The following is a 16154-nucleotide window of genomic DNA, read 5'->3' as shown; positions in this document are numbered from 1 at the left end:
AGAGGCGCATATGTTCGACAGGAAAGTAGTCGCCATCACCGGTGCCGGTTCGGGCATCGGACAAGCCTTGGCTGTACAATTCGCAACCAAGGGCGCCCAGCTCGCACTGAGCGACATCGACCAAAAGGGACTCGACGAAACACGAAGAATGCTCCCCCAGGGAACGGAGGTGCGCTCGTATCTTGTCAACGTGGGATCACGGGAATCTGTATTTGGCTACGCCGACACTGTCTGCAGCGATTTCGGAGCCGCTCACTATGTCATCAACAACGCCGGCACGTCGGTAATCGCCAGTTTCGAGAACGTCACGATCGAGGAAATCGAGAAGGTAATCAATATCAACCTCTGGGGCGTGATCTACGGCACCAAGGCGTTCCTGCCCCCGATGCTGAAGCAACGCGAGGGCTGCATCGTCAATATATCGAGTGTGTTCGGTCTCGTCGCCACGCCGGGCTCAGCCGCCTACACCATTTCCAAGTTCGGGGTACGCGCATTAACCGAGACGCTGTGGCAGGAACTTGGCGGGAGCGGGGTGCGGGCCGTGCTGGTCCATCCGGGTGGCATTAACACCAATATTCCGAAGAACACGCCCAAAGCTCACGCCGAAGGCGAGTTCGAGCGTCGCGTCATGGAGGCCAACAAGAAGCAGATGATAACCCCGCCGGCGGACTGTGCCAGGGACATTGTTGCTGGCTTGGCCGCAGGCAAGAAGCGCCTGCTGGTCGGCAATGGCGCAAAGCAGTTGCATCTGCTGTCGCGGTTGATGCCGGATGGCTACGGCGCTGTGATGAAGAAGAAGCTTGCGATCTAGGGACGCGCCGTCGTTTGCCAGGGCCAATTCCGTTCCGATGGAATCGGAACGAGGCCAAAGATTCTTGCTTTGACGCGTTCGCTTTGCGCGAACCGGTATCCACCCCGCATCAGCGCGGGGCTGGCTACCGCTCGAAAACGCTCTAGCGTGATGACTTACAATCAAGATCGGCGGGCGCGTCGATCGCGACCGCCGTACATGGCTTCGCCTCACATCACGACGACCTTGGCGCCGACATTGACGCGGCCATAGAGGTCGATGACGTCCTCGTTGCGCATCCGGATGCAGCCCGACGACACGTTGGTGCCGATGGTCCAGGGCTCGTTGGAGCCGTGGATGCGGTACAGCGAGGAGCCGAGATACATCGCGCGTGCGCCGAGCGGATTCTCCGGGCCGCCCTCCATGTGCCGCGGCAGATCGGGGCGGCGCGCCAGCATTTCCGGCGGCGGCGTCCAGGCCGGCCACTCCTTCTTGGCCGAGATCGTCTTGACGCCGGCCCAGGTGAAGCCGGGCCGTCCGACGCCGATGCCGTAGCGCATCGCGCGGCCATCGCCCTGCACCAGATAGAGGAACTTGTTCGGCGTATCGACCACGATGGTGCCGACGCCTTCCTTGCCGTGATAGTCGACCAGCTGTTTTTCATATCGCGGATCGAACGGACGCTGCGCCGGATCGCCCGCAGCCTCTTCCTGCTGGCGCATCATCTGCTGCTGCGGATCCATCGGCGGCAGGCCCTGGCGGTTGCCGTAATAGCCGGGCTGCTGCTGATACATCTGCGGTGAATAACCCTGCGACGACGGCGCATCGCCGAACAGGAATTCGATGAAGCCGCCGCCCATGCTGGAGCGCTGCGGCTGCACATAGGCGGTGCGCATCGGCGGCTGCGGTGCGCCCTGGTTGGCGTAGATCACGGTGGGCTCGGCGGACGACACCGCGTCGATCGCCATGGCGTGATGGGGAACGGCAATAAGAGAAGAGGCGCCGGCGAGCAGCGCAAGCGTGGTTTTGGTGAACATCGACGTACTCTGTACTGGTTTCGTCGTGACGTGATGTGCGAGAGCGCCAACTTGCGCCGTTGCACGTGGTCAATAAGCAATGAAAACCGCATCGGTTTGGTAAACGGATCGGCGGTTTCGATTCACCATCCCGGTAATGGCGCGCGGTTTTGCCGGGTAGCGTTTATTTTGCGTGAACGCCGCTAGCGCGGCCGCCGCGCGCCGTGCGCGCAAATTGTTCCGCGTGAACCTGACGTTAAATCACCTCTCGCTAGAACGGACCTCAGTGAAGGGGCGGGAATGAAATCATGTCAGTGAAGCGCAAGCGTTTTCGTGTCGAGCAGGCGATGGGCGAAGTGGTGATGGCGGAGCCGGAGGCCGCCGGCGGCGACGACCTCGGTCCGATGCATCGCGAGATCATGGCTGAGCTTCGCTCGATCCGCGCCCAGATGGCCGCAGCACCGGCGCAGCGCACCGCCGACAGCGTCGATGCCGTGGTCGCCCGCGAGGTCGCCGAGACGCATAAGATGCTCGAGACCTACCGCGCCCAGGTCGAACAATGCGAGAAGCTCAAGGTCGAGCTCGACCTGATCCATGACGCGATCAGCCGCACCAAGCGCGAGATCGCTGTGCTGCACGGCAAGAGCTTCAACGGCGAGGAGATGGCCAAGGTCAATGGCGAGCTCGGCGCCGTGGTCGGCGGCACCGAACAGGCGACCCAGCAGATCCTCGAGGCTGTCGAGGCGATCGACCAGGCCGCGTCGGCGCTGGCCAACAACGTCACCCCCGACCAGCAGAGGCGGCTCAGCGAGGATATCCAGGAGCGCGTGGTCTCGATCTTCGAGGCCTGCAACTTCCAGGACCTCACCGGCCAGCGCATCAACAAGGTGATGCAGACGATGAAGTTCATCGAGCAGCACATCAACGAGATGATGAACATCTGGGGCGGAGTCGACGCCATCAAGACGCACGTCCCGCCTGTTGTCGACACCCGCGAGGGCGACGCCCGCCTGCTCAACGGCCCGAAGCTCGACGGCGACGCCGGCCACGCCTCGCAGGACGACATCGACGCGATGTTCAACTGAGATTGATCGGATCAAAATAAAGACGCCGGCCTTCGGGCCGGCGTCTTTATTTGGGCTGGCGGCGACCCTTCTTCCCTTTGGATGCATAGCTTTTCTCCCCAACATTCGATTTCAACTCTGTTCTAACGGCCTCGCTATGCACGGCATACGCAGTCAAGAACAATTATGTCTGATCCACTGAGACGTCCGAATTAGGTCATTTTCGGACCTCCGCGCGGTCCAGACCGATGTCCGCTTTTGCTGCGATAGCAGACGTTAGCGGCGGCGGCCGGTCCCTCCGCAATCGGTCGTCAAGGTTCTTTGGAGGCCGCGACCTTTCGCGGGGCCCGCGCGACTGCACTTGTCGAGGGTATCTGGCGCGAGAAAATCCGTGGTTGCAGTTACAGGAAGCCATGCCGATGACTTCATCATCGGCTTCGAGCACCCATGGGCCAGAGCGTCGCGCCGCTCAGTAGTTCGGGCAGACCCAATTGCCGTAGGCGTCGTAGCCGCAGCCGCTGCGGTAGTAGGCCCCCGTCGCAGCTGCGCCGACTGCAGCCGCGCCCACTGCCGCCGCACCGACCCCGTAGCCGCGATAGCCGTAGCGCCCGCCGCGCACAGCGACAGCGCCACCCCGATATCCACGAGCAGCGACAGCGCCACCGCCGTGGAAGCCTCCAGCCCGCATACCGCCGCCGCGTCGGGCGAATGCATCATCGGGAGTGAAGGTGACCAGCAGCATGGCTGCGGCTGCCGAAGCGATGAGAATTCGACGCAACATTAGCGTTCTCCTTCTTCGAGAGAGGGAAAGCCGCGGAACACGTGCGTATCGCGGCGAACCGCGGATCGGCCCGAATCTCCCACGCGTGCGCTTCGCGCCCTTGACCTAGATCAAATCTCCGATGCGATCCGACCTCTCCCACAAGGGGAAAGGTGCACCGTCATTGCAGCATGGATTTGAATGCGAGGTGACACATCAGTCAGAACCTCTGTCACGACAGCATGCAGTTTGTGCCAATTGCGACACTTGGAAATTGCGACACTTGGAAATTGACTGGCAGGTTTGCTGTCGCGGACGCATACTGTGTCTGAGGGAAATTGTCATGCGTATGCCGGAAGCCAACATTTGGTGCCGGTTGCATGGGACTTCCGGAGTGAATCCGGTCGCCCCCGAGCGGGGTTTTGTAATTCCACAAGCACACGGTCACAGGTTCGCGGCCACTCGCCGCGCGCATCCGACGAGGGCAGCTGGCTTCTCTCGAGCGATGCCGGAACGCGAGGCCGCCTTCGATGCTGTAACGATGAGCGGCGGGTTTCTTTCGCGCTGATACGTACGCCTCGTTATCGGATCACTGATTGGGGGGAGCCACTGGAGTACTCAACGCTGGAGATCGAAAATGACGCAAAGAATCGTCAGGAATACTGCAATTGCGCTCTCGACTTTCGCTTGTGCGACACTGTTCTCCATCACCTGGTCTGAGCAGGGCGGCATTTCGGCGTCAGTCGAAAGCGCCCAGGCGCGTGTGGGCCGACCGCTGACGCCCATGAGCGGCGCAGGCGTTGCGCGTCGCCAAACCCGGCGCGCTGCGTATGGATACGGGGTTGGCGCGGGGGTCGCCGCTACGGCGGCGGTCGCCACGGCGGCCGCTACCACGGCGGCCTATTCCGGCTGGGGCACAAACAACTGGACCGATGCATATGCCGCCCAGACGGATCCCCGCTTTGGCCAGCCCTACTATCCGGCACGAGCCTATCAACGGGTCAGTCCGTATTACGGTTATGCCGGATGGGCAGACTACAAGGCCGCCAATGGTATCGCCTGCGAGCCCGGTACGATGACGAAAATGCCCGACGGCAACATGTACGTCTGCCAGTGAAGTCGGCGCAACGGCACCGCAAGAGGGCGGCTCCTTGAGCCGCCCTCTTGATCATCATGACGGACCAGGACGGGTATTCATAAGCGTCGGCTTCCAACTACGAGGCAGAACTCGCCGGGATCGATCGTCATCGGCGGCTTGTGACCCCGAGCGCACCTGCCCCCGGGCTAGATTAGGCCCGGGCCGGTATCCCGCTCTATTGTCACGAGACCTCAAGCGCGCTTTCATCCGGCCATTCTTTGGACAAAACTGACAGGAGTGCTGAGGGGGGCTGATCGACCCTAACGGATAGCCGGATCGGCACGCTTGGGTGACATTGGACGGAAAGGGAAACGTCAGTGAACTCCACCCCCACTCCGAACCCAGTTGAATCGAACGATAGCCTGACCGCGCCCGCCGACGAAAGACTCGCGGAAGCCCGCAAGCAGATCGCGCGCGCCGATGAAGAGCTCACGCGTTTGAGTGAACAGCTTGCAAGAATGGAGCGCGATGCCGCGTCCCCACCTTCGGCGCACCCTAACCCGCCTTCGGTCGGACCTAACCCCGCTTTTTCCGAGCCTAGCCCTAGCTCTTCCGGACCTAGCTCTTCCGGACCTGGCTCTTCCGGAACTGGCTCGCAATCGCCGCCTGGAAGGCCGCTGTTCCGAGCCCTCGCCGGCTTGTCGCTGGCAGCATGTATCGTTATCGCTGCCCTGGCTTTGCAGTCGTCTTATGGTGGGGAAGCCAAGCTGATTGCCGCCCGTTGGGCGCCGCAGCTTGTCTCAACTCCATCATTGCCGCCTGATGATCCGCCGCTTGCGCCGCAGCCCGCTCCACCCACCGTTCAGGTCGCCGCGGCGGACGCCGCTCCGCCCCAAGCGACGCCTGCGGTGCAAACGGCACCGCCGCAGGACACCGCGCCAACAGCCAACACAGCCCTTCCCGATCAGACGCAGTTGCTGCAAACGATCGCGCGCGACCTCGCAAATATGGAGCGAAGTATCGAACAGCTGAAGGCGGACCAGCAACAAATGGCCCGCGAGAACTCCAAAGCCATTGAGGAACTCAAGGCGAGCCAGGAAGAAATGAAACGGGCGCTCGCGAAGGTTTCCGAGCAGAAGGCGTTACCGCCTCCGACACAGCCGACTCCGGCCGTACGCAAGCCCGAGCGGACATCTCAGCCACCATACGTAAGAGCGCGGCCTCGAATCCCCAGGGAGTGGTTCTACGACGAATGGTGACCGTCGATGCAGTGATCATCGACGTCTTGTCCCGCAACAACGCCTCGATTTTGAATGCGGCGCGTGTCACTTCCGGTTTTGGCCCAAGCGGACATTGGGGCCAATAACGAGGGTGGCCGAAAGCCCCAAGCGGACCGAAGCGCGCATGCAACCGCCCCTGACTCCCCACTTCCGTCAATTTTGATCGCCATGTCAGATGTGGAAATTTTCGCCGAAGCGTGGCTACAGGAGTCACGCGATCAATTCTTTTGTCTAAGTGACTTGCAGGACGGCAATGAAAAACGCAACGCTGTTTGCCCTTGGTTTATTGGCGGCGGGAGTTTGGTCACACGACAGCGCGAGATGTCAGACGTCGCTGTCCCAGCCGCTTTCGCTTGCGCCGCCGTCTCCGTCGAATGAGGGGTCGGCATCTCCGGCCGCGACCAACAGCGTTTGGCCGCCGATGGCGGCACCCAGCGTGTCCCCGCCGCGGGCGGCTGCCGTAAGTCCCACGCCACCGGCCAAGGGCAATGTTGGTTCGTCACGGACGACGGATGACGTTCCGCCGCCGACGGCGACCGCCAAGGGAGCCAAGGGTCCGGTACAGCCCCGAGCCGCTAAAGATGTGCCGCCACACACCACCGCCCCACGGTCTGCCACTGTCGAGCACACGCCGCCAGAGTCCGACAGCGTTTCGCCAGCGCAAGTGATCGACAGGTCGCCGCCGTCGGCCAAGCCGGCCACCGATTACGATGGCTTTAGCGTCGGTATCGTCGACGATGATGACACGTCAAGCCGGACGACGCGACCCGTCAGGCCGCGCCGGGCAAAGCAGCCCACTAATCAAGAAGCAGATCGTGTCTCCGGGCAGCAATCGGTCGATCCCGGGGAAGATGACAAGCTAAAGGGCAAGCTTACGATTTGCCGCGGCTGCAAGTAGCAAGTGCCTCCGGGCGGACGATTAGATTGGCGCGTCATTTTGGGGGACTTCTTGCGATGCAAGAGTCCGGGAATGGCCCAGGGCGCGCGCCCGGCGTTGATCCATGTCAACATCACTCATCCTTTGCCACCGACGATATGTTGGGCCGCGTCTGCAGCGGCTTCATCACCTTCGGTTCGCGTGCGATGAGGAGGATCACCATGTGTCGGACGAACATTTTTTCGACCAGATCAGTGACAGTTGCGGGAATTGCGGCCAGCCTCGTGCTGGGGTTTGCAGGTGTTACTCTCAGTTCGGCGCCGGCTGAGGCCGTCATTTATTGCCAGTACGTCGGCTATCCGGTGGGTTGCGTGGCGAGAGCAGGCGTGGTGCTCAGGCCTCGTCCGGTGGCGCGTGCTGCGGTTCGTCATAACGCGGGCGGCAATTTTAATGGCGGCGTCAATCGCGTCGGAGCGCGGCGGTAGCAGTTGTTTGCGGGTCACGACTTTGGGCGGCAGACGGCAAGCCAGGTTCGTTCGTGCCCCCTGAAGTTCGTCATAGACAGACGAAAACGCCGGCCTTCGGGTCGGCGTCGGATGCGGTAATCAGCGACATCAACGAACCTGAAGGCGCGGCAGAAGTGCCCGACCTGATGGCCTCGACGTGCAACGGCCATTGCTTATCTCAAAGTCTCGGTGACATTTACTGCGACACCAATCCCGCCACCGAAGCCGATGCCGATCGGCGGCGGTCGAGAGTTTGACCTGCTGAACCAGGCGATGGCAGCAATGAACGACGCGGGAAATCCGGTGCTCAATAACATGGGTGGACGCTGCCAGTTTAGTCGGATCAGAGATACGTCGGCGAAGACTGTCGAAGTCCGCGGGTTCTGTACTTACGTCGACAAGGACGGCGATCAAACATTCGAACAATGCGATTTCCTGCCGGGGCAACCCAACAAGTGCAATATAACCGGCGGGACCGGCAAATTCGAAGGGCTCCAAGCCGAACTCATCATTTCCATCGAACCTCTTAAGAGCAATTTCGAAGGCAATGGTCAGGTCATTGGCCACAAGAAGGGCACGTATCGGATTGCAAAGACAAATTGATACATCCGGCCGCGTTCTGGTTGGCGCAAGCGCGAGCCGGCCGCGGGCCGCTTTCGCACGGAATGTGATTACCTCGATGGAGCGATTGCCACATCCGGCCCTGACCAAGTACCGTGATCAGCGACACTTATGATCGGATGGTCCGGCGGATGTACCCGTGGCCGATGATCTCGAATGGCCCCGACGTGGATATCGTCGGGGCCATTTGTCTAAGGCGCCGGATGAGGGGGCTGTCTCCACGAGTTCAAATGAGAGAGTTGAACTCGCGGAGAGAGACCCCTCACCCGGATTGCATCTGGCGATGCAATCCGGCCTCTCCCACGAGGGGAGAGGCGGACTGCCGATGTGGCGCTAGCCGGAGATAAAACGAATGCCCCGCTGTTACGCCCGTGGCGCGCAGCGGACGTAGACCATGTTGCCGTAGCGGGTGGCGGCGTCCTTGTCGACGAAGCGGGTGATCAAGACCCGGCCGTCGAACGAGATGATCTCGCGGTCCTGCTCGCCTGGCACAGGTCCGGGCGGGCCGATATAGTTCTTGCCGCCGGGGGAACCCTTCAGCCGCAGTTCCTGCGGGGTGGCCTGGTCGGCCAGATGCATGATGACGCCGCCGTTCTGGCCGGCGCCGATCACGTAAGGCTGCTTGCACTGGCCGCGCGCCGCTGCCTCGGTGCGGGCGCGGTCGGCGGGATTCTGGAACGAGGCGAGACCCCAGCGGCCGACAATCTCGTCGGGGCGGATCGACGCCGGCATCTCCGGGGCCACCCCCGGTTCGACGGGCCCGGGCTCGGGGTTCGACGACAACGACGGCAGGCTGAAGCTGCTGCACGCCCCCAAAAGTGCCGTCAGCGCCGAGACAGCCGCGAATCGTGCGACCAATCGCGCGTTGAGTGACCTGATCATATGCATCCCCCGACTATGTCCCGGCCGCACCCGTCCTGCAGCCAAGCGTAAAACTTAAGGCGGAGCAACGACGTCCGACAAAATTACGTCATCGCTACGATTTGGTTTCCGGTCCACCATCCTATATTGGCCTCACCAAGGCCTTAACCACTTTGCTTGACAGAAAACCCGCCAAGCCATATTTCCCGGCCCGCAATTAGCACTCTCGCACCACGATTGCTAAATGCGCCGGGCGTCCTGCCTGGCGCCGACCGGGCCGGCATTCAACGCCGGTCTCGATGAACCGGACCTGAAACCGAGCCTCCAAGAGGGAACGTCATGGCTAAATCCACCTTCCGCCCACTGCATGACCGCGTCGTGGTCAAGCGTATCGATGCCGAGGAGAAGTCCAAGGGTGGCATCATCATTCCGGACTCGGCCAAGGAAAAGCCCTCCCAGGGCGAGATCGTCGCCGTCGGCCCGGGTGGCCGCGACGAGGCCGGCAAGCTGATCCCGATCGACCTCAAGATCGGCGACCGCGTGCTGTTCGGCAAGTGGTCGGGCACCGAGGTCAAGCTCGACAACCAGGAGCTCCTGATCATGAAGGAGTCCGACATCATGGGCGTGCTGGCTTAAGCCCGACAATTCGAGAGTTCGCCGCTCTCTCCGCCGTCATGCCCGGGCTCGACCCGGGCATCCATCAATCTTCGAAAGAGTCTCACAACGACGACGGATTGCCGGGTCAAGCCCGGCAATGACGGACGCGGACAGCGGCAACTGCACACAATCTTTCCAGGAGTTGAAAACAATGGCTGCCAAGGACGTAAAATTCGCCGGAGACGCCCGCGAGCGCATGCTGCGCGGTGTCGACGTGCTCGCCAACGCCGTGAAGGTGACGCTCGGCCCGAAGGGCCGCAACGTCGTCATCGAGAAGAGCTTCGGCGCGCCCCGCATCACCAAGGACGGCGTCACCGTCGCCAAGGAGATCGAGCTCGACGACAAGTTCGAGAACATGGGCGCGCAGATGCTGCGCGAGGTCGCTTCCAAGACCAACGACACCGCCGGTGACGGCACCACCACCGCAACCGTGCTGGCGCAGGCCATCGTCCGCGAGGGCGCCAAGTCGGTCGCCGCCGGCATGAACCCGATGGACCTGAAGCGCGGCATCGACACCGCGGTCGCGGCCGTGATCAAGGACATCGAGAAGCGTGCCAAGCCGGTCGCCTCCTCGTCCGAAGTCGCCCAGGTCGGCACCATCTCGGCCAATGGCGACGCCGCCATCGGCAAGATGATCGCGCAGGCGATGCAGAAGGTCGGCAATGAGGGCGTGATCACCGTCGAGGAGAACAAGTCGCTCGATACCGAGGTCGACATCGTCGAGGGCATGAAGTTCGATCGCGGCTATCTCTCGCCCTACTTCATCACCAACGCCGAGAAGATGACCGCCGAGCTCGAGGATGCCTACATCCTGCTGCACGAGAAGAAGCTGACCGGCCTGCAGTCGATGCTGCCGGTGCTGGAAGCCGTGGTGCAGTCGGGCCGTCCGCTGCTGATCCTCGCCGAAGACGTCGAGGGCGAGGCGCTGGCGACGCTGGTGGTCAACCGCCTGCGCGGCGGGCTCAAGGTCGCCGCCGTCAAGGCGCCGGGCTTCGGCGATCGCCGCAAGGCGATGCTGGAGGACATCGCGATCCTGACCGGCGGTCAGCTGATCTCCGATGACCTCGGCATGAAGCTCGAAAACGTCACGGTGAACATGCTGGGACGCGCGGGCAAGGTGGTGATCGACAAGGAGAACACCACGATCGTCAAGGGCGCCGGCAAGAAGAAGGACATCGACGCCCGCGTTGGCCAGATCAAGGCGCAGATCGAGGAGACCACCTCGGACTACGATCGCGAGAAGCTGCAGGAGCGCCTTGCCAAGCTCGCCGGCGGCGTTGCGGTGATCAAGGTCGGTGGTGCCACCGAGATCGAAGTCAAGGAGAAGAAGGACCGTGTCGAGGACGCGCTGAACGCGACCCGCGCCGCGGTGCAGGAAGGCATCGTGCCCGGCGGCGGCGTCGCGCTGCTGCGCGCCAAGAAGGCGGTCGGCCGTCTCACCAACGCCAATGCCGACGTCCAGGCCGGCATCAACATCGTGCTCAAGGCGCTGGAAGCTCCGGTCCGCCAGATCTCGGAGAACGCCGGCGTCGAGGGCTCGATCGTGGTCGGCAAGATCCTCGAGAACAAGTCGGAGACCTTCGGCTTCGACGCCCAGACCGAGGACTATGTCGACATGGTCGACAAGGGCATCATCGACCCCGCCAAGGTGGTGCGCACCGCGCTGCAGGACGCCTCCTCGGTGGCCGGCCTGCTGGTGACCACGGAAGCCATGGTCGCCGAACTGCCGAAGGATGCGGCGCCGGCGATGCCGGGCGGCGGCGGCATGGGTGGAATGGGCGGCATGGGCGGCTTCTGAGCCCCGTCAGCGCATCAATATCGAGATCGAAGGCCGCCTCCGGGCGGCCTTCTTTTTTGGGACGTTCCCGTAGCCGGATCCACGCACCCAGCTGTCATGCCCGGCCTTGTGCCGGGCATCCACGTCTTGCTTTCCGCGATAGAAAGACGTGGATGGCCGGGACAAGCCTGGCCATGACGGGGCAGGCATTTACGCGACGCACACGCCCGGCACCGCCACCTTCCGGAACAGATGCGGCGACGCCACGGCGGACGCCGGATAGGCCGCCAGCTTGGCCCTGAACTCGGGATTGGCGAAGGCGGCCCGAAAAGCCGCGGTCGATTCCCAGACCGCGTAATTCAGATAGGCCGGGCTGTCGCCGAGCGCGCGGTGCAGCTGGGTCGAGATGAAGCCGGGCTGCCGCTTCATGATGGCGGCGTCGTCCTGCCACGCCTTGAGGAAAGTGTCCTCGTCGGCCGCATCGAGCGTGAAGAGGTTGACGAGCACGACATTGGCGGCATCGACCGCGAGCTGGCGGTCGATCGGGAATGCGGGGTCGAGGGGGCGCATCTGCGGCATGGCTGGCTCCGTTGATATGGTGCTATGATGTCATTCCGTTACGATGGATACATGGCGATATTGACATTATGATGTCAATACACTCTTATGGTGACAAATGCCGCAGACCAAGCGCACGCCGGCCGGCGAGGCCCTGAGCAACCTGATTCTCGACCTGTTCAGGCTCAACAGCCTGCTGTTCACCGCCGGCGACCGGCTGGTGGCCGGGCTCGGGCTGACCAGCGCGCGCTGGCAGATCCTCGGCGCCATCATCGCCGCCGAACGCCCGCAACCGGTGGCGTGGCTGGCGCGCGACCTCGGCGCTGCCAGACAGAACGTGCAGCGGATCGTCAACGACCTGGAACGGGACGGGCTCGTCACCTTCGAGACCAACCCGCATCATCGCCGTGCCCAGCTCGTGGTGCTGACCGGCAAGGGACAGCAGGCCTTCGACGCGGCCATGCGCCTGCAGCTGCCCTGGGTGAACGGCCTCGCCGACGGTCTCTCGACAAAGGACATCGAAACCGTGAGCCGCGTCGTGAACGCGCTGCGCGGCAGGCTGGAACGCAGTGAGGAGCCCGGTGCACGCGTATGACGCGCACCGGTACCGCTTCGCATGAAAACGCTCTCAGGCCGCCGTTAGGCGGCCTTCTTTTTGGCCAATGACACACAGGTTTGCTAGTTACGACGGAACCGATTCTGCCCTTCGAGGACTTATCGTATGCGCGCGCTCCCGCTCCTGCTGCTCGGTCTTGCCGTCGTCTCGGCGCCCGCTCTCGCCCAGATGAAGCTGCAGCCCAAGGCGGCGCCCGGCGGCGGCCCCGAGACGCGCTACTTCAACTCGATCATCGGCCTGATGGACGGCAATGCCGACGTGATCCTGAAGGAAACCCGCCAGGGCAAGACCGTGACCGCGGCCGTGCTCGACGTCTGCTATCCGGTCGAGAAGGGCTCCGACCGCAAGGACCGCTTCATCGCCAACCTCGCCGTCAGCGGCCAGAGCCTCACCGGCACCAGCCAGAGCATCGCCGACAAGCAGCCGGTCACCGTCAAGCTGACCCGCAAGCAGACCGGCGACGATTTCGAGTTCCGCGGCCAGATCACGATCGGCCAGGCCGTGACCGAGGTCGCCTCGACGGACAATTCCGATCTCAGCGAGAAGGAATTCCAGGACAGCCAGGCCAGCCAGGACGACATCACGCCGCAGCCGAAGGATTTCACCGATGTCTCGCCGGAATCGATCGGCGTGCGGGTGAAGCTGGATGCGGCGGCCGACTTCCTGAAGAGCCTGAAGGGCGAGGCCGTCGAGATTGGCACCTCCAGCCTCGCGGTGACCTGCGACGAGGTCCGCGCCGGCGAGCAGACCATCAACCTCACCGTCGATCCCGAGCGCGCAAGCGCGCTGCTCGCCAAGGCCAAAAGCACGCCCGGCGTGACCGCAGCCGGCTGGACCAGCGGCGTGTTCGAGATGGACCGCACCATCCGCTTTGCCGCCGCCGACTGGCGCGACGGTGACAAGATCAACAAGGACAAGCTCGCTTCCGCCGTCGCCGGTGTGCTGGCGAAGACGCTTGCCGCGAAGCCTGCCTCCGCCACCTGGAACGCGAATACCGGCAAGCTGAAGCTGGTGCTGAAGCGGCCGAGCGCGGTCTATCCGGCGCTCGGCCTGATCCAGAATTACGAGGTCACCGCCCTCGTCTCGCCCGACAAGCCCGGGAGCTCGGACAAGCTGATGCTGTGGGTCTCGACGCCGACCGTCTCGACATCCGACGACAGCGCCGGCGCCAAGCTCAATCTTTCAGACGATTCCAGCGGCAGCGACGAGGAAGGCAGCGAGCCAAAGGACGACAACGGCGGGATCGACGCCCTGATCAAGGAATTCAAGGGCCAGCGCTGGGACGCCGACAAGTCGGTGTGGCGCTAACGCCGGCGCGCTGGACCGGGATGACTTTTCGTCGAGTCGTCATCCCGTTCCAGCTCTTTGATTCGAGCATGACCTCTTCGGAAAACCGCTACTCACTTTTCCGGATCATGCTCTAGTGATTCAAGCTGCCCTGCTCTTCAGCGGCACGACATTGTCGCGCGCCGCATTGGGAGTGGCGTCCGGACCGGACTGAAGCATCCCGTCGCTTCTGACGAACAGTTCAGAGCGAGGTTCCATCGCAACGCGATCGAGCAGCGCCCGCAGTTCGGGACGAAGTCCGTCGCCGCGCAGCGCGGCGATCGCATCGAAATTGCGCATGAAGTTCTCCATTGTATTTGAGACGATGATTTCGCGCCCGCGTTGCGCGCACCACCCGTTTCCCGATTGAGCGACGACGCGAAAAAACCTGCGCCAAGCACCATGCCGACAAAGCGGAATCTCGCCTGAAGCTCGAGCGCACGCCCGATCTGGAATCGGGTGGCACGACACGCGCCTCCAAATGCTTACTGCGCGCATCGAGACAACGCCGGTCGCGATACCGGCAAACCGCAAATGGAGACGATCCGATGTCAGAGCAAAACAAGAACGTCGTAGGGCGATGGTTCAAGGAATTCTGGGGCAATCCCTGGAATCCGCGCATCATCGACGAGCTCGCGACGTCAGACATTGTCGTGCATTACCCGATGCACGAGCCGAAGCGTGGCCGCGCCGCGGTCACGAAATTCATGACCGAATTTCGCGAAGCCTTTCCGGATCTCAATTTCTGGGGCGTCGGCGACCTCATCGCGGAAGGCGACCTCGTCGTCGGCCGCTGGGAAGGCGGTGGCACCCACACCGGACCGGCGTTCAGCGACTTCCGCCTCGGCTCGCTGCCCGCAGCCTCCGGCCGCAAGATGACGTTCGCCGGCACGACCGTGCTGCGCGTGCGCGAGGGACGGATCGCCGAAGAGCTCGGGCAGGAAGACGCGCTGACCGCCATGTTTCAGCTCGGCCTCATTCGTTTGCCTGAACACAATGGCGCCGCGACGCGGCCCGGCGGCGAGTTGCCTGCCGGATGGAACAACATGCCGGGATATCCGGAGGGACCGCGCTGAGCACGGCTGTGCGGCGTGGCTTCATCGACGATCGCATCCTGGCACCCCGAACGCTATTGCCATAGCGTTCGGGTAAGCCAATCGATCGGCTCAGTGAAATTGAAGGTCTCTAAGTCGGTGCCTTGCTGGACACGTTCCAATGTTGCTGCGCCGGCACCGCATCTACAGATGCAGGCGGGCGCAGTCTCTCCGCGCCAACGGCGTTGCGCTACGATGGGAAGATCAGGCACGTCGTCGTGCCGTGGGCGAGCAGCCGTCCCTTGGCGTCGGTGACCCTGCCCTCGGCGGTGCCGATGCGGCGGCCGCAATTGAGCACCTGGCCTTCCGCCCGGATCGGGCCGGTGTCCGGCGTGATCGGCCGCACCAGCGAGATCTTGAATTCGAGCGTGGTCTGGCTGGTGCCGGCGTCGAGCGTCGACTGCACCGCAAGCCCCATGCAACTGTCGAGCAGCGTGGCGGTGAGCCCGCCATGCACGGTGCCGGCCGGATTGAGATGCGCGTCCGTCGGCTCTAGCGTGACCACGACGCGGCCGCGCTCGGCCTCAGTGACGTCATAACCCAGGGTCTGCGCGATGGTGTTGAGCGGCAGCGCGCCGGAGGCGAGCCCCTGGACGAATTCGAGGCCGCTCATCTGCGCTTTGCGTTCCGCACTGACGGTGCCGTAGCTCTTGGCCATTGCCGATCTCCATCGAGGTTCATCGTGATGTCTGGCTGCCGCTTGCCTCGCAGCGAGGCGGGCGAGCGGCCGTAGAGCCTTGCGAACGCAGCGTTCATGCGCCTTGCGCTGGAGAAGCCGGCGCGCTGCGCCACCAGAGAGAGCGGCAGATCGCTGCCGTCGATCAGGCGCTTGGCGCGCTGCACGCGCAGCGACAGCGCGATTTGCAGCGGCGAGGCATCGAGATGCTCGGCAAACAGCCGCGACAGGTGCCGCGTGCCGATGCCGAGCCGGTCGGCCAGCGCGGCGACATCGCCGCGATCGAGTGCGCCCGCCTCGATCAGCGCCAGCGCGCGCTCGACCGTCGTCCTGGTGCCCTTCCATGCCGGACAGAACGGCGCCGCCTCGGGTCGGCAGCGCAGGCAGGGCCGGAAGCCGGCGCGCTCCGCCGATGCGGCGCTGCCATAGAATTTCACATTGCGCGCCAGCGGCGTGCGCGCCCGGCAGACCGGGCGGCAATACACGCCGGTGGTCTTGACCGCGACGAACACGATGCCGTCCCAGGCCGGATCGCGGCGTTGAAAGGCGACATATTGTGCGGCGAAATCGAGCATGCGATCGCTATAGCCGCGCCGG

At 63.3% G+C, this 16154-nt stretch carries 18 protein-coding genes; 11 read left to right on the top strand and 7 right to left on the bottom strand.

Annotation, left to right across the window (positions count from 1 at the left end):
- Nucleotides 1-10 precede the first annotated feature (10 nt).
- Nucleotides 11-811 (top strand): SDR family NAD(P)-dependent oxidoreductase, encoded by an 801-nt coding sequence (locus HAP48_RS22040; RefSeq protein WP_166209996.1) that lies wholly within the window; start codon nt 11-13, stop codon nt 809-811.
- Between the two features lie 209 nt (nt 812-1020).
- Here the strand turns inward: HAP48_RS22040 and HAP48_RS22035 are convergent, their stop codons facing one another.
- Nucleotides 1021-1827 carry a L,D-transpeptidase gene (locus tag HAP48_RS22035; RefSeq protein WP_166209999.1) on the bottom strand — a complete coding sequence of 269 codons (807 nt, stop codon included), beginning with the start codon at nt 1825-1827 and terminating at the stop codon, nt 1021-1023.
- A gap of 287 nt (nt 1828-2114) precedes the next feature.
- On the opposite strand from HAP48_RS22035, the gene HAP48_RS22030 reads away from it, so the two are divergent.
- Nucleotides 2115-2891: a protein phosphatase CheZ gene (locus HAP48_RS22030; protein ID WP_166210002.1), complete on the top strand. Its 777-nt coding sequence runs from the start codon at nt 2115-2117 to the stop codon at nt 2889-2891.
- 448 nt (nt 2892-3339) lie between these two features.
- On the opposite strand, the gene HAP48_RS22025 is transcribed toward HAP48_RS22030, so the two are convergent.
- On the bottom strand, nt 3340-3651 hold the full coding sequence (locus HAP48_RS22025; RefSeq protein ID WP_166210005.1) for a hypothetical protein: 312 nt from the start codon (nt 3649-3651) through the stop codon (nt 3340-3342).
- Between the two features lie 616 nt (nt 3652-4267).
- Here HAP48_RS22025 and HAP48_RS22020 point away from each other — a divergent pair.
- The 4 genes from HAP48_RS22020 (at nt 4268) to HAP48_RS22005 (ending at nt 7974) form a co-directional block, all read left to right on the top strand.
- Nucleotides 4268-4747: a hypothetical protein gene (locus HAP48_RS22020; protein WP_224496540.1), complete on the top strand. Its 480-nt coding sequence runs from the start codon at nt 4268-4270 to the stop codon at nt 4745-4747.
- A gap of 659 nt (nt 4748-5406) precedes the next feature.
- Entirely contained in the window at nt 5407-5967 is a 561-nt protein-coding gene (locus HAP48_RS22015) for an SH3 domain-containing protein (protein WP_166210008.1), read from the top strand.
- A gap of 1104 nt (nt 5968-7071) precedes the next feature.
- On the top strand, nt 7072-7350 hold the full coding sequence (locus HAP48_RS22010) for a hypothetical protein (protein ID WP_166216132.1): 279 nt from the start codon (nt 7072-7074) through the stop codon (nt 7348-7350).
- 249 nt (nt 7351-7599) lie between these two features.
- On the top strand, nt 7600-7974 hold the full coding sequence (locus HAP48_RS22005; protein ID WP_234622367.1) for a hypothetical protein: 375 nt from the start codon (nt 7600-7602) through the stop codon (nt 7972-7974).
- Between the two features lie 381 nt (nt 7975-8355).
- On the opposite strand, the gene HAP48_RS22000 is transcribed toward HAP48_RS22005, so the two are convergent.
- Nucleotides 8356-8874: a hypothetical protein gene (locus HAP48_RS22000; protein ID WP_166210011.1), complete on the bottom strand. Its 519-nt coding sequence runs from the start codon at nt 8872-8874 to the stop codon at nt 8356-8358.
- A 318-nt stretch (nt 8875-9192) separates the two neighbouring features.
- Here HAP48_RS22000 and HAP48_RS21995 point away from each other — a divergent pair, with 318 nt between their 5' ends.
- Both HAP48_RS21995 and groL read left to right on the top strand, forming a co-directional pair.
- Entirely contained in the window at nt 9193-9489 is a 297-nt protein-coding gene (locus HAP48_RS21995; RefSeq protein ID WP_166210015.1) for a co-chaperone GroES, read from the top strand.
- A gap of 172 nt (nt 9490-9661) precedes the next feature.
- Nucleotides 9662-11308, top strand: a complete 1647-nt coding sequence (gene groL, locus HAP48_RS21990; protein ID WP_166210018.1) for a chaperonin GroEL — start codon at nt 9662-9664, stop codon at nt 11306-11308.
- 189 nt (nt 11309-11497) lie between these two features.
- Here the strand turns inward: groL and HAP48_RS21985 are convergent, their stop codons facing one another.
- Complete coding sequence (locus tag HAP48_RS21985) at nt 11498-11866, bottom strand: antibiotic biosynthesis monooxygenase family protein (RefSeq protein WP_166210021.1); 369 nt, start codon at nt 11864-11866, stop codon at nt 11498-11500.
- Between the two features lie 97 nt (nt 11867-11963).
- Here HAP48_RS21985 and HAP48_RS21980 point away from each other — a divergent pair, with 97 nt between their 5' ends.
- Nucleotides 11964-12440 carry a MarR family winged helix-turn-helix transcriptional regulator gene (locus tag HAP48_RS21980; RefSeq protein WP_166210024.1) on the top strand — a complete coding sequence of 159 codons (477 nt, stop codon included), beginning with the start codon at nt 11964-11966 and terminating at the stop codon, nt 12438-12440.
- A gap of 126 nt (nt 12441-12566) precedes the next feature.
- Nucleotides 12567-13769: a hypothetical protein gene (locus tag HAP48_RS21975; RefSeq protein ID WP_166210027.1), complete on the top strand. Its 1203-nt coding sequence runs from the start codon at nt 12567-12569 to the stop codon at nt 13767-13769.
- Between the two features lie 120 nt (nt 13770-13889).
- Here HAP48_RS21975 and HAP48_RS21970 read toward each other — a convergent pair whose 3' ends face one another.
- A complete protein-coding gene (locus HAP48_RS21970) occupies nt 13890-14087 on the bottom strand; it encodes a hypothetical protein (RefSeq protein ID WP_166210030.1) in 198 nt (65 codons plus the stop codon).
- A 248-nt stretch (nt 14088-14335) separates the two neighbouring features.
- Here HAP48_RS21970 and HAP48_RS21965 point away from each other — a divergent pair, with 248 nt between their 5' ends.
- On the top strand, nt 14336-14863 hold the full coding sequence (locus HAP48_RS21965) for an ester cyclase (protein ID WP_166210033.1): 528 nt from the start codon (nt 14336-14338) through the stop codon (nt 14861-14863).
- A 208-nt stretch (nt 14864-15071) separates the two neighbouring features.
- Here the strand turns inward: HAP48_RS21965 and HAP48_RS21960 are convergent, their stop codons facing one another.
- Nucleotides 15072-15539, bottom strand: a complete 468-nt coding sequence (locus HAP48_RS21960) for a PaaI family thioesterase (RefSeq protein WP_166210036.1) — start codon at nt 15537-15539, stop codon at nt 15072-15074.
- The gene (locus tag HAP48_RS21955; RefSeq protein ID WP_166216133.1) at nt 15491-16132 is read right to left on the bottom strand and encodes a bifunctional transcriptional activator/DNA repair enzyme AdaA; all 642 of its coding nucleotides are present in this window, start codon (nt 16130-16132) and stop codon (nt 15491-15493) included. The genes HAP48_RS21960 and HAP48_RS21955 overlap by 49 nt, the downstream gene beginning before the upstream one ends.
- Between the last annotated feature and the right edge of the window lie 22 nt (nt 16133-16154).

The organism is Bradyrhizobium septentrionale (genome assembly GCF_011516645.4).
In the GTDB taxonomy this organism is placed as follows: domain Bacteria; phylum Pseudomonadota; class Alphaproteobacteria; order Rhizobiales; family Xanthobacteraceae; genus Bradyrhizobium; species Bradyrhizobium septentrionale.
This window is presented reverse-complemented; position numbering and strand designations above follow the sequence as displayed.

Excerpts from the sequence above, each read along its gene's own strand:
- HAP48_RS21970 (WP_166210030.1), bottom strand. The coding sequence starts at position 14,087 with ATGCGCAATTTCGATGCGATCGCCGCGCTGCGCGGCGACGGACTTCGT.
- HAP48_RS21975 (WP_166210027.1), top strand. The coding sequence starts at position 12,567 with ATGCGCGCGCTCCCGCTCCTGCTGCTCGGTCTTGCCGTCGTCTCGGCG.
- HAP48_RS21965 (WP_166210033.1), top strand. The coding sequence starts at position 14,336 with ATGTCAGAGCAAAACAAGAACGTCGTAGGGCGATGGTTCAAGGAATTC.
- HAP48_RS21985 (WP_166210021.1), bottom strand. The coding sequence starts at position 11,866 with ATGCCGCAGATGCGCCCCCTCGACCCCGCATTCCCGATCGACCGCCAG.
- groL (WP_166210018.1), top strand. The coding sequence starts at position 9,662 with ATGGCTGCCAAGGACGTAAAATTCGCCGGAGACGCCCGCGAGCGCATG.
- HAP48_RS21960 (WP_166210036.1), bottom strand. The coding sequence starts at position 15,539 with ATGGCCAAGAGCTACGGCACCGTCAGTGCGGAACGCAAAGCGCAGATG.
- HAP48_RS22000 (WP_166210011.1), bottom strand. The coding sequence starts at position 8,874 with ATGATCAGGTCACTCAACGCGCGATTGGTCGCACGATTCGCGGCTGTC.
- HAP48_RS22025 (WP_166210005.1), bottom strand. The coding sequence starts at position 3,651 with ATGTTGCGTCGAATTCTCATCGCTTCGGCAGCCGCAGCCATGCTGCTG.
- HAP48_RS21980 (WP_166210024.1), top strand. The coding sequence starts at position 11,964 with ATGCCGCAGACCAAGCGCACGCCGGCCGGCGAGGCCCTGAGCAACCTG.
- HAP48_RS22010 (WP_166216132.1), top strand. The coding sequence starts at position 7,072 with ATGAGGAGGATCACCATGTGTCGGACGAACATTTTTTCGACCAGATCA.
- HAP48_RS21995 (WP_166210015.1), top strand. The coding sequence starts at position 9,193 with ATGGCTAAATCCACCTTCCGCCCACTGCATGACCGCGTCGTGGTCAAG.
- HAP48_RS21955 (WP_166216133.1), bottom strand. The coding sequence starts at position 16,132 with ATGCTCGATTTCGCCGCACAATATGTCGCCTTTCAACGCCGCGATCCG.
- HAP48_RS22030 (WP_166210002.1), top strand. The coding sequence starts at position 2,115 with ATGTCAGTGAAGCGCAAGCGTTTTCGTGTCGAGCAGGCGATGGGCGAA.
- HAP48_RS22040 (WP_166209996.1), top strand. The coding sequence starts at position 11 with ATGTTCGACAGGAAAGTAGTCGCCATCACCGGTGCCGGTTCGGGCATC.
- HAP48_RS22020 (WP_224496540.1), top strand. The coding sequence starts at position 4,268 with ATGACGCAAAGAATCGTCAGGAATACTGCAATTGCGCTCTCGACTTTC.
- HAP48_RS22035 (WP_166209999.1), bottom strand. The coding sequence starts at position 1,827 with ATGTTCACCAAAACCACGCTTGCGCTGCTCGCCGGCGCCTCTTCTCTT.
- HAP48_RS22005 (WP_234622367.1), top strand. The coding sequence starts at position 7,600 with ATGCCGATCGGCGGCGGTCGAGAGTTTGACCTGCTGAACCAGGCGATG.